The organism is Acidovorax sp. Leaf78 (assembly GCF_001422735.1).
GTDB lineage: Bacteria > Pseudomonadota > Gammaproteobacteria > Burkholderiales > Burkholderiaceae_C > Acidovorax.
Map to the genome: position 1 here is coordinate 241500 of NZ_LMLZ01000020.1, position 11447 is coordinate 252946.

At 63.3% G+C, this 11447-nt stretch carries 13 protein-coding genes; 10 read left to right on the plus strand and 3 right to left on the minus strand.

The genetic code is table 11. The features are described from left to right. The first annotated feature begins 100 nt into the window (after nucleotides 1–100). The 4 genes from purH to ASF16_RS26170 all read left to right on the plus strand — a co-directional run bounded on the left by purH (nucleotide 101) and on the right by ASF16_RS26170 (nucleotide 2945). Complete coding sequence (gene purH / locus ASF16_RS12745) at nucleotides 101–1714, plus strand: bifunctional phosphoribosylaminoimidazolecarboxamide formyltransferase/IMP cyclohydrolase (protein WP_056167480.1); 1614 nt, start codon at nucleotides 101–103, stop codon at nucleotides 1712–1714. A gap of 117 nt (nucleotides 1715–1831) precedes the next feature. Further along, entirely contained in the window at nucleotides 1832–2158 is a 327-nt protein-coding gene (locus tag ASF16_RS26160; RefSeq protein WP_156372062.1) for an N-acetylmuramoyl-L-alanine amidase, read from the plus strand. Nucleotides 2159–2193: 35 nt separating this feature from the next. Then, on the plus strand, nucleotides 2194–2523 hold the full coding sequence (locus ASF16_RS26165) for a hypothetical protein (protein ID WP_156372063.1): 330 nt from the start codon (nucleotides 2194–2196) through the stop codon (nucleotides 2521–2523). Then, nucleotides 2523–2945 (plus strand): hypothetical protein, encoded by a 423-nt coding sequence (locus ASF16_RS26170; RefSeq protein ID WP_156372064.1) that lies wholly within the window; start codon nucleotides 2523–2525, stop codon nucleotides 2943–2945. Before ASF16_RS26165 ends, ASF16_RS26170 begins: the two co-directional genes overlap by 1 nt. A gap of 97 nt (nucleotides 2946–3042) precedes the next feature. Here ASF16_RS26170 and pobA read toward each other — a convergent pair whose 3' ends face one another. Next, nucleotides 3043–4239, minus strand: coding sequence for a 4-hydroxybenzoate 3-monooxygenase (gene pobA, locus ASF16_RS12755; RefSeq protein WP_056167487.1), 1197 nt, complete (start codon nucleotides 4237–4239; stop codon nucleotides 3043–3045). 117 nt (nucleotides 4240–4356) lie between these two features. Here pobA and ASF16_RS12760 point away from each other — a divergent pair, with 117 nt between their 5' ends. Next, nucleotides 4357–5148 carry an IclR family transcriptional regulator C-terminal domain-containing protein gene (locus ASF16_RS12760; protein ID WP_056167490.1) on the plus strand — a complete coding sequence of 264 codons (792 nt, stop codon included), beginning with the start codon at nucleotides 4357–4359 and terminating at the stop codon, nucleotides 5146–5148. Nucleotides 5149–5220: 72 nt separating this feature from the next. Here the strand turns inward: ASF16_RS12760 and hemL are convergent, their stop codons facing one another. Both hemL and ASF16_RS12770 read right to left on the minus strand, forming a co-directional pair. Then, nucleotides 5221–6525 (minus strand): glutamate-1-semialdehyde 2,1-aminomutase, encoded by a 1305-nt coding sequence (gene hemL, locus ASF16_RS12765; protein ID WP_056167494.1) that lies wholly within the window; start codon nucleotides 6523–6525, stop codon nucleotides 5221–5223. Then, the gene (locus ASF16_RS12770; protein ID WP_056167495.1) at nucleotides 6509–7462 is read right to left on the minus strand and encodes a bifunctional hydroxymethylpyrimidine kinase/phosphomethylpyrimidine kinase; all 954 of its coding nucleotides are present in this window, start codon (nucleotides 7460–7462) and stop codon (nucleotides 6509–6511) included. The genes hemL and ASF16_RS12770 overlap by 17 nt, the downstream gene beginning before the upstream one ends. 94 nt (nucleotides 7463–7556) lie before the next feature. On the opposite strand from ASF16_RS12770, the gene ASF16_RS12775 reads away from it, so the two are divergent. The 5 genes from ASF16_RS12775 (at nucleotide 7557) to ASF16_RS12795 (ending at nucleotide 11410) form a co-directional block, all read left to right on the plus strand. Then, nucleotides 7557–7730 (plus strand): rubredoxin, encoded by a 174-nt coding sequence (locus ASF16_RS12775; protein WP_082516905.1) that lies wholly within the window; start codon nucleotides 7557–7559, stop codon nucleotides 7728–7730. Nucleotides 7731–7793: 63 nt separating this feature from the next. Further along, nucleotides 7794–8192, plus strand: coding sequence for a PleD family two-component system response regulator (locus tag ASF16_RS12780; RefSeq protein ID WP_034692846.1), 399 nt, complete (start codon nucleotides 7794–7796; stop codon nucleotides 8190–8192). Continuing rightward, the gene (locus tag ASF16_RS12785; RefSeq protein WP_010459520.1) at nucleotides 8192–8557 is read left to right on the plus strand and encodes a PleD family two-component system response regulator; all 366 of its coding nucleotides are present in this window, start codon (nucleotides 8192–8194) and stop codon (nucleotides 8555–8557) included. Before ASF16_RS12780 ends, ASF16_RS12785 begins: the two co-directional genes overlap by 1 nt. A gap of 15 nt (nucleotides 8558–8572) precedes the next feature. After that, nucleotides 8573–9100 (plus strand): chemotaxis protein CheW, encoded by a 528-nt coding sequence (locus ASF16_RS12790; RefSeq protein WP_056167501.1) that lies wholly within the window; start codon nucleotides 8573–8575, stop codon nucleotides 9098–9100. A 21-nt stretch (nucleotides 9101–9121) separates the two neighbouring features. Further along, entirely contained in the window at nucleotides 9122–11410 is a 2289-nt protein-coding gene (locus ASF16_RS12795) for a methyl-accepting chemotaxis protein (RefSeq protein WP_056167502.1), read from the plus strand. The last annotated feature ends 37 nt before the right edge of the window (nucleotides 11411–11447 follow it).

Consider the following 11447-nt stretch of genomic DNA (forward strand, 5'->3'; position numbering starts at 1 on the left):
CGGCCCGCACAACCTATTGCTATTAAATTTGTAGCTGCTCGCGCTTATCCATCCAGCGGTAGACCCTGTTTTTATTCAAACTCTCCCCACCACCACTGCCATGAACGCACTTCTTTCCGTCTCCGACAAGACCGGCATCGTCAAATTTGCCCAGGCCCTGCACGCGCTGGGCATCAAGCTGCTGTCCACCGGCGGCACCGCCAAGTTGCTGGCCGACAACGGCCTGCCCGTGACCGAGGTGGCCGAGGTCACCCGGTTCCCCGAGATGCTGGACGGCCGCGTGAAGACGCTGCACCCCAAGGTGCACGGCGGCCTGCTGGCCCGCCGCGAACTGCCCGAGCACATGGCCGCCTTGAAGGAGCACGGCATCGACACCATCGACCTGCTGGTGGTCAACCTGTACCCCTTCGAGTCCACCGTGGCCAAGGCCGGCTGCACGCTGGCCGACGCCATCGAGAACATCGACATCGGCGGTCCCGCCATGGTGCGCAGCGCCGCCAAGAACTGGAACGACGTGGGCGTGATCACCTCGGCCGACCAGTACGACGCTGTGCTGGCCGAGCTGAAAGCCGGCGGCAAGCTCTCCAACAAGCTGCGCTTTGCGCTGTCGGTGGCTGCGTTCAACCGCATCGCCCAGTACGACGGCGCCATCAGCGACTACCTGTCGTCCGTCACGTTCGAAGAAGACAAGCTGTCGGAAACCTACGTGCCCACGCGCGCCCAGTTCGCCGGCCAGAGCAACGGCATCTTCACCAAGGTGCAGGACCTGCGCTACGGCGAAAACTCGCACCAGCAGGCCGCGCTGTACCGCGACCTGCACCCCGCACCCGGCTCGCTGGTGACCGCAGAGCAGGTGCAAGGCAAGGAGCTGTCGTACAACAACATCGCCGACGCCGATGCCGCGTGGGAATGCGTCAAGAGCTTTGAGGCGCCTGCCTGCGTCATCGTCAAGCACGCCAACCCCTGCGGCGTGGCCGTGGGCCTGGACGCGCTGGATGCCTACAGCAAGGCCTTCCAGACCGACCCCACCAGCGCATTCGGCGGCATCATCGCCGTGAACCGCACACTCGACGGCGCCGCTGCCGCGCAGATCAGCAAGCAGTTCGTCGAAGTGCTGATGGCCCCCGACTTCACGGCCGAGGCATTGGAAGTCTTCAAGGCCAAGGCCAACGTCCGCCTGCTCAAGATCGCGCTGCCGCCCCACGCATCCAAGACCGACGTCCTGACCGACTGGCAGCGTGGCCGCAACGCCATGGACGCCAAGCGCATCGGCTCGGGCCTGCTGCTGCAGACCGCCGACAACCATGAGCTGTCGCTCATCGACCTGCAGGTCGTGACCCAGAAGCAGCCCACCCTGGAGCAACTGGAAGACCTGCTGTTCGCCTGGAAGGTCGCCAAGTACGTCAAGAGCAACGCCATCGTCTTCTGCAAGGGCGGCATGACCATGGGCGTGGGCGCCGGCCAGATGAGCCGCCTGGACTCCGCCCGCATCGCCAGCATCAAGGCCGGCCACGCCAACCTCTCGCTGCAGGGCACCGTGGTGGCGAGCGACGCGTTCTTCCCCTTCCGCGACGGCCTGGATGTGGTGGTGGACGCAGGCGCCACCTGCGTCATCCAGCCCGGCGGCTCGATGCGCGACAACGAAGTCATCGACGCAGCGAATGAGCGTGGCGTGGCGATGGTGTTCAGCGGCGTGCGCCACTTCCGCCATTGATACCTATACAAAAAAAGATATCTGCGTAAAAAGCGGCCTCACGGCCGCTTTTTATTTGCCCTTACATCTGAAAACGTTTCAACTTGAAAATTTCCTTGTTGAAAGATTTGCCTTGAAATGAAATCTGTCGCGCATATCAATAGGTTCATTGCGGGGCGGATTATGTTGAAGCTAAGTGCTGACGGGATGGTGATCAAAAATTCCAGGGTGGTTGCTCACAGGGTAACATCCATCGAGCGTTCAAAAATGGCTGCCGTGATGGGCATCATTGCCCATCAAACCGGTTCTTCTACCGAGAATTCCACACTGGCTAGTTATAAACAACCAGGCGCCAATGGTGCTCATTTTCTTATTTCGAAAACGGGTGTTATATATCAGACGGCTTCTATCAGGTATCGCACAATCATATTGGTCCGATACGCGCCCGTTGCCTTGCTGAAGTGAAATGCACGCCTTCTGAAAATTCGGCATACAAGAAGATGGGCGTCACCCGAATGCACGCAGCGGAAATGAAAAAATCAGTGCCTGAAAGATATCCGTCCAATTCCGAAACCATCGGGATCGAGATCGTGGGCCAAGCTTTCCTGCCGGCTAACAAACCAATGCCCAAAGGACTGAGCGACGTTCAGCAAAAGCGTTTTTTTAACGATCATTCGGTGTACGAGGCGTTGACGGGCGCACAACAGATGTCTTTCAAATATCTGCTGGAGGAACTGCTGCAGACCTTGAGCTTGGAGAAAGCAGATGTCTTTCGGCACCCCACCGTCAGCCGCAAGAACGTCACGGAAGCGGCCACTGCGGAGTGGTGATGCCAAAACTGTTGTCGACAACCCTTGCCGTGATGGCCGCAGGAGTCGCCGCGTTTGCCCACGCGGCGGACGATTTTCCGCTCCTCCAGAAAGACTCCAAGGCGACGTACATTGTCAAGAATTCTGCGGGAGCGAATTCATCGGGCAATCAAGATCATTGCGTCGATTCGGTATTGACCGAGCGAAAAATGCGATTCTTCATAAAACATGCTGTCCCAAGTACGGCATTCAATTATCAAAGGGCATTGATCCTGGATGACTGCACGGCCGAGGGTTTTGTGCGGTCCCACAAAGGAAAGACCTATCGACTCACTCTGGATGGCGCCACGGGATGGGGCGCGTTGGCGGCTGGAACCAAAACTAGGTATCTTTATTGCGAGCGTTGTGAAGGCATCTTAGACAAGGATTTTCCCCTCGACTGAGATGCGTTATTGGCTCTTGATGCGTTGCAGGGGGTGCATGACGTCCGCGCCCCCGTCAAGCATGTATCGAAACCGCTTCAAACGCTTGAAGAGCGGATTACGAGGGCTCACGCAGCGCAAAATCCAGCGGCAACCCCACATAGTTCTCCGCCAGCGACGTGGACGCCGCGCGTGAATTCACCAAGTAATCCAGCTCCGCCTCCTGCATCTTCTGCCCGAACTCGCCCGTGTCCGGAAAACGGTGCATCAGCGAGGTGAACCACCACGAGAAGCGCTCGGCGCGCCAGACGCGGCGCAGGCAGCGGTCCGAATACGTGTCGATGCCCGCACTGGACTTATCGCGGTAATAGTCCGACAGCGCGTTCCACAGGTACCCCACGTCGCTCGCCGCCAGGTTCAGGCCCTTGGCACCGGTGGGCGGCACGATGTGGGCCGCGTCGCCCGCCAGGAACAGGCGGCCAAACCGCATGGGCTCGGCCACGAAGCTGCGCAGCGGTGCGATGCTCATCTCCAGCGCCGGGCCGGTGACCAGGTTCTCGCGCGCCTCGGGGTCCAGGCGGTTGCCCAGTTCTGCCCAGAATTGCTCGATGCTCCACTGCTCCACCTTGTCGGTCGATGGCACCTGCAGGTAGTAGCGGCTGCGCGTGTTGCTTCGCATGCTGCACAGCGCGAAGCCGCGCTCGGTGTTGGCGTAGATCAGCTCGTGCGAGACGGGCTTCACGTCGGCCAGCACGCCCAGCCAGCCGAAGGGGTAGACGCGCTCGTAGGTGCGCAGCGCGCCCTCGGGCACGCTGGCGCGGCACACGCCGTGGTAGCCGTCGCAGCCTGCGATGAAGTCGCACAGCACCTCGTGCGTCTGGCCGTCCTTCTCGTACGTCACGCGCGGCTGCTGGCCGTCGAAGTCGTGCACGCTCACGTTCTGGGCGTCGTATACCGTGGTCAGGCCTTCGGCGGCGCGGGCGTCCATCAGGTCGCGGGTCACCTCGGTCTGGCCGTACACCGTCACCCGGCTGCCGCCGGTCAGCGCGTGCAGGTCGATGCGGTGGCGGGCTCCCTTGAACAGCAGCTCGATGCCGTCGTGCGGCAGCCCTTCGGCATGGGCGCGGGCGCCGACGCCGGCCTGGTCCAGCAGGTCCATGCTGACCTGCTCCAGCACGCCGGCGCGGATGCGGCCCAGCACGTAGTCGGGGCTGCGCTGTTCGATGATGACGGCGTCGATGCCGGACGTATAGAGCAACTGGCCGAGCAGCAGGCCGGCGGGGCCTGCGCCGATGATGGCAACCTGGGTACGCATGGGTGGGCAACCTCGTGGGGAAAAGATGCTGCCAAGCGTAGGTTGATCTGCGTCAAACGGGCAGGGCGACTGGGCGGTTGCGTGCGATGGGCGGATGTATTGTGCGATCATCGCGCAATGACCACCGTTCAGACTGCGTCCCCCATCGCCAAGGCGGACTTCATCGAAGGCATGGCCAAGGGCATGGCGGTGCTGGAGAGCTTCGACACCGAGCGCCAGCGGCTGAACGCCACGCTGGCGGCGCAGCGCACGGGCCTTACGCGCGCGGCGGCGCGCCGGCACCTGCTGACGCTGGCGCACCTGGGCTACCTGGAGACGGACGGCAGCTACTTCTGGCTGGCGCCCAAGGTGCTGCGCTTTTCAGGAAGCTATCTCGCGTCGGCCCGGCTGCCGCGCGTGCTGCAGCCCACGCTCAACCGGCTGGCGGCGCAGACGCAGCAGTCGTTCTCGGCGGTGGTGCTGGACGGCAACGAGGTCGTGATCGTGGCGCGCAGCGGTGTGTACGGCGCGCCGTCCCGTGTGCTCGCCTACGGCCTGCACCTGGGCGCGCGGCTGCCGGCGCACCCCACGTCGACTGGGCGGGTGCTGCTGGCGGCGCTGCCTGCGGCGGAGCTGACGGCCTGGCTCAAGGGCTGCACCCTGCAGCGTCTCACGCCGCACACCATCACGCAGGTCGGGCCGCTGCGGCAGGTGATTGCTAGGGCGCGGCGGGACGACTGCTGCTTGGCGGTGGAGGAGCATGAACTGGGCGTGCACGCGCTGGCCGTGCCGCTGCGCAACCTGCAGGGCCGCACGGTGGCGGCACTGAACGTGGTGGCGTCACCCAAGCAGGTGGACGAGGGCAGCCTGCAGCGCGACATGCTGCCGCTGCTGCAGGAAGCCGCGCGCGAGCTGCGCGGGCTGCTGTGATGGCGCTGCAGCCAGGATTTCGATAAAAAATGCCGCTACCGCGCTATGGATCAGCGCTGGTAGCTATGATTTTTATAGTGTCTTGAATACTTCGCGCGCGGCGGCCACGGTGGCGTCGATGTCGTCGGCCGTGTGGGCCGAGCTCACGAAGCCTGCCTCGTACAGCGCTGGCGCGATGTAGACGCCGCGGTCCAGCAGGCCGTGGAACAGCGTGTTGAAGCGCGCGTTGTCGGTCTTGAGCACCTGGGCGTAGTTCTGCGGTAGCTCGGGCAGCAGGAAGAAGCCGAACATGCCGCCTTCGCAGTCCGCGCTGAAGGGAACGCCCTCTGCGGCGGCGGCGGCAGACAGCCCATCGACCAGCGAGCGGGTGCGGGCCGAGAGCGCGTCGAAGAAGCCAGGCTTCTTGATCTCGCGCAGCGTGGCCAGCCCGCAGGCGGTGGCCACCGGGTTGCCAGACAGCGTGCCCGCCTGGTACACGGCACCCAGCGGGGCCAGGTGCTCCATGATGGCGCGCGGCCCGCCGAAGGCCGCCAGCGGCATGCCGCCGCCGATCACCTTGCCCAGCACCGTGATGTCGGGCTTGAAGCCGGGGATGGCTTTTGCGTACACGCTCTGCGCACTGCCCAGCGCCACGCGAAAGCCGGTCATCACCTCGTCGAGCACCAGCAGCGCGCCGTACTCGGTGCACAGCTCGCGGCAGCGCTTCATGAACGGGACGCTCGCGCGCACCAGGTTCATGTTGCCCGCGATGGGCTCGATCATCACGCAGGCCAGTTCCTTGCCATGCAGGGCAAAGGCTTCTTCGAGCTGGGCGACGTTGTTGTATTCGAGCACCAGGGTGTGCTGCACCACTTCGGGGGGCACACCCGCGCTGGTGGCGTTGCCGAAGGTGGCCAGGCCCGAGCCGGCCTTGACCAGCAGCGAGTCGGCATGGCCGTGGTAGCAGCCTTCGAACTTGATGAACTTGCTGCGCCCCGTGGCGCCGCGCGCCAGGCGGATGGCGCTCATGCCGGCTTCGGTGCCCGAGCTCACCAGGCGGATCATTTCCATGGAGGGCACCAGGCCCAGGATCTCCTCGGCCAGTTCGACCTCGCGCTCGGTGGGCGCGCCGAAGCTGAAGCCTTCGAGCGCCGCCTTCTGCACCGCGTCGAGCACGGCCGGGTGACCGTGGCCCAGGATCATCGGGCCCCAGGAGCCGATGTAGTCGATGAAGCGCTGGTCGTTGGCGTCCCAGAAGTACGCGCCTTGGGCCCGCTTGATGAAACGCGGCGTGCCGCCCACGGCCTTGAAGGCCCGCACGGGCGAGTTCACGCCGCCGGGGATGAGCGCCTTGGCGCGTTCGAACAGGGGAATATTGAGATCAGTGCTTGGTGTCATGAGGGGGCATCACAAAGCCTTCGATGGCCTGTGTTTCGTCGATCAGGGTGTCGTCATCCGCATCGTCTTCGTCGTCGGGCTGGGCCCAGAACATGCGGTCGGGCACGATGTGGCCCATGCCAGGGCGAAAGCCGGCGTCCAGGCAGCGGTCGAGGTAGCTCAGCGCCTCGCTCGTGGCCTCGCCCAGGTCGTTGCCGGCGCCCACCAGCGCGGTGAGCGCCGCCGACAGCGTGTCGCCCGCGCCGGCGAAGGTGGCGTCGAACAGCTCGAACTTGCCGCTGCCCATGATGGCCTGGGGAGAGGCGAGCACGTTCTCGACGAACTGCTCGGGCAGGGGGATGCCGGTGACCAGGGTGTAGGGCACGCCCATCTCGGACGCGGCGCGGGCGATGTCGCGCGCCGTGGGGCTGCGCTCGCTGCTCCAGTCCGGCAGCAGCCAGCGCCACAGCGTGCTGTGGTTTCCTACCAACACCGAGGTCTGCGGTAACAATAATTCTCGGAAGGCATCCAGGTACTCGTCGATCTGCTCGTCCGTCCACCAGGACAGGTTGGGCATGTAGGCGATCACGGGGACTTCGTCGTAGTCGGTCGTGATCTCGGCGATGGTGCTGATGTTCTCGGGGCTGCCCACGAAGCCGACCTTGATGGCCTGCACGGGCATGTCTTCCAGCACGGTGCGGGCCTGCTCGGCCACGGCCTCGTCCTCGAAGCTGAAGTGGTCGAAGATCTGGGCTGTGTCCCTGGCGTAGGCCCCACACACCACCGCAATAGGGTGGCCGCCTACCGAGGCAATGGTGGTGATGTCGGCCGTCAGTCCGCCCGCGCCGCTGGGATCGCTGGCATTGAAGACGAGGATGCAGGCCGGGCTTGCGTCTTCGGAACCGTCATCTTCGCTGTCTATGATTTCTGGGGAGGGTTGGGATGCTTTGTTGGTCATGGACCAGATCCTGCTGAAGGGGTGGCCCCGAAGCCGCAGCCCGCTGAGATGACTAGATACAATCGTTGCATTCTATGTGAAGGCCCTTTAAGCTGTGACCGACTCTAAAACCTGGATGTGTTTGATTTGCGGCTGGATATATGACGAGGCAGAGGGTTCTCCCGAGCACGGCATTGCCCCCAATACGCCCTGGGAGCAGGTCCCCATGAACTGGACCTGCCCCGAGTGTGGCGCACGCAAGGAAGATTTCGAGATGGTTCAGATTTGAGACGATTTAGCCCAGCATCATGGACTACAGCGTTGTTTATTTTTCCATCGGGAGCAGTAACAATTGACTACAACAGGCGCATCTTTCAAAGTGCTCGTGGTGGATGACAGCAACACCATCCGTCGAAGCGCCGAGATTTTTCTCAAGCAGGGGGGGCACGAAGTCTTGTTGGCAGACGACGGCTTTGATGCTTTGGCGAAGGTCAACGATTACCAGCCTCAGCTGATTTTCTGTGACATTCTCATGCCCAAGCTCGACGGGTACCAGACCTGCGCCATCATCAAGCGCAACGCCCGTTTCGCAGATACACCGGTAGTCATGCTGTCCTCGAAGGACGGCGTGTTCGACAAGGCCCGCGGGCGCATGGTCGGCTGCCAGGAATATCTCACCAAACCGTTTACCAAAGACCAGTTGCTGCAGGCTGTGCAGCAATTTGGCAATGCCCAACAAGGAGCGATGTAATGCCCATCCAGAAAGTACTGGTCGTCGACGACTCGAAGACCGAGTTGATGTTTTTGACCGACCTGCTTCAGAAAAAAGGCATGCAGGTGCGTACCGCAGAAAATGCTGATGAAGCTTTTCGCCGTCTCGCCGAAGAAAAGCCCGACCTGATTCTCATGGACGTGGTCATGCCCGGCCAGAACGGTTTTCAGCTCACCCGCGCCATTACGCGTGACCCGCTGTATGCCGACGTGCCCATCATCATGTGCACCAGCAAGAACCAGGAAACAGACCGCGTCTGGGGGATGCGCCAAGGTGCGCGTGGCTACATCACCAAGCCAGTGGATCCCGCAGAACTGCAGGCCAAAATCGACGCGCTCAACTAACGCGGCGGCTCGCTCATGGCCAACCGCGAAGCCCTGCGAGAGCTCCAGACCCGCCTTGCCAGCCGCCTGCAGGCGGCGCGGGTCGAGGGAACCTCTGTATCGTCCTGGCTGGCTGTAGAGTCCGCCGGGAGTTTTTATTTGCTGCCGCTCGGACAGTCGGGGGAAATCTTCTCCTGGGTCTCCGTGCAGCCTGTCCCCTACACCCAGAGCTGGTTTCTGGGGGTCGCCAACCTGCGCGGCGGGCTCGTCGGCGTGGTGGATCTGGCCGGCTTGCTAGGTGCCACGGCGCCGCGCACCGAGCAGGCACTGACCGAGTCGAGCCTGCTGGCGTTCAACGCCGCGCTCGACGTCAATGCTGCGCTCCTGGTCGACCGCCTTGCGGGCCTGCGCGGCACCGACGCTTTCGTGTCGTCGCACCCCCCGGGCGAGGATGCACCCGCATTCTTCGGCACGACCTATATCGATTCCAGCGGCACCCGCTGGCAGGAACTGAACCTGCAGCTCCTGTCCCAACATCCCGCTTTCCTGAGCATCAGTGCTTGAGTTTTTCTGTAAGGCTGCACCATGTCCGTCGTCAATCAATTTGGAAAACTGTTCAACCGGAAACCTGCCACGCCAGACAACGGCGCGACGGCAGGCACTGCCGACGATGGGCAGGACCTTCTGGCCACGGGTTCGCTGGACGGCGCGCAACTGCGCGACGCGTACCAGGCCGAAGCCATGAACAGCGTGCAGGGAGACCCTGACGGCTACGCACCGGAGCTCTCGGCCCCGGACGTCGAGGAAGACCTGATTTCCCTGCCCATCCTGGGCCGCGCGACCGCAGCGGCCCACCAGCGCCGCCTGCTCGCCCTGCTGGGCGTCGGCGTGCTGGTGCTGGGTGCCATTGCCTTCTGGGTGCTGCAACAAGCCGACCGCTCTGCACAGCAACTGGCCGCTACCGGCCAATCGCTGATGCAGTCGCAGCGTCTGGCCAAGTCGGTGTCGCAGGCGCTGGTGGGTAGCCCCCAGGCTTTCCCCGACGTGGTGGAAAGCTCGGGCGTGCTGGCGCGCAACGTGCGCGGCCTGAACGCTGGCGACAACGAACTGGGCGTGCAATCGCTGGGCGAGCCCTACAAGCCGGATCTCGATGCGGTGAACCCGCTGATGGAGCGCGCAGAGCGCAACGCCAGCGTGGTGATGGGCCAGCAAAAGATCCTGACGCAGGTGGGTGACGCTCTGCGCACCATCAACCGCCAGTCGTCCGACCTGCTCGAAATCGCCGAAACGGTGTCGTCGCTCAAACTCCAGCAGAACGCGCCCGCCGCTGAAATCTCTGCTGCCGGCCAGCTGGTGATGTTGACCCAGCGTATCGGCAAGTCCGCCAACGAATTCCAGACCATGGAAGGCGTGAGCCCCGAGGCTGTGTTCCTGCTGGGCAAGGACTTGAACTCGTTCAAGGAAATCGCCCAGGGCCTGCTGGATGGCAGCCCTGAACTGCGCCTGGCCGCCACGAAGGACGCCCAGACCCGCGAGCAACTCGAATCGCTGATCAAGCTGTACGAACAAACCCGCACCCAAGCCAGCGCCATCCTGGGTAACCTGCAAGGTCTGGTGTCTGCCCGTGAAGCGCAGTCCGCCATCATTGCCGACAGCGAACCCCTGCGCCGCCAGCTGGAAGGCCTGCAGTCCAAGCTGTCCGCACAAACCGGTGTGGGCGGTGGTCAGCTGGCAGCCCTGGCTCTCGCCGGTCTGTTCGTGATTCTTTGCGGTGTGGGTATCTCCCGCGTGCAGCTGCTGGACAGCCGGGGCCGCCAGGCCGCTGCCGAATCGCAGCAAAAGGACGCCAAGCGCCAGGAGCAGGAAGCCAAGCGCGTCAACGATGCCAACCAGGCCGCCATTTTGCGTTTGATGAACGAACTGCAGTCGGTTGCTGAAGGTGACCTGACCCAGGAAGCTACCGTGACCGAAGACATCACGGGCGCCATTGCCGACTCGGTGAACTACACGGTGGAAGAACTGCGCCAACTGGTGGGCAGCGTGCAGAACACGGCGACCCGCGTGGCACAAACGACCGCCCAGGTGGACAGCACGTCGACCGAACTGCTGGCAGCCTCGACCGAGCAGCTGCGCGAAATTCGCGAAACCGGCCGCTCCGTTCTGGACATGGCGACCCGAATCAACGAAGTGTCCACACAGGCGCAAGAGTCGGCCACGGTGGCCCGCCAGTCGCTGCAAGCAGCCGACTCCGGTCTGCAGGCCGTGCAGAACGCCATCGGCGGTATGAACTCCATCCGTGACCAGATCCAGGACACCTCCAAGCGGATCAAGCGCCTGGGCGAGTCGTCGCAGGAGATCGGTGAAATCACCGAGCTGATTTCCGACATTACCGAACAGACGAACGTGCTGGCTCTGAACGCCGCCATCCAGGCAGCGTCTGCTGGTGAAGCCGGTCGCGGCTTCTCGGTGGTGGCAGAAGAAGTGCAGCGACTGGCTGAACGTTCCGCAGACGCCACGCGCCAGATCTCGGCGCTGGTGAAGGCCATTCAGACCGACACCCAGGATGCCGTGGCCGCTATGGAGCGCTCCACGCAGGGTGTGGTGGAAGGGGCCCGACTGTCCGACAGCGCCGGTACCGCACTGACCGAAATCGACCGCGTGTCGCGCCGCCTTGCCGAGCTGATCGAGCAGATCTCGTCGTCGACATCCCGCGAAGCCGTGCTGGCCAACGAAGTGGCCGACAACATCCAGCACATTTTTGCGGTGACCGAGCAGACCGGTGAAGGTACCCGGACCACAGCACAGCAGGTGCGCGAACTGTCGCACATGGCCGAAGAACTGCGCCAATCGGTGGCCCGGTTCAAGATCGCCTGACGCGTCAGCAGTTAGTCATCAATCAGCTGGCTCATAG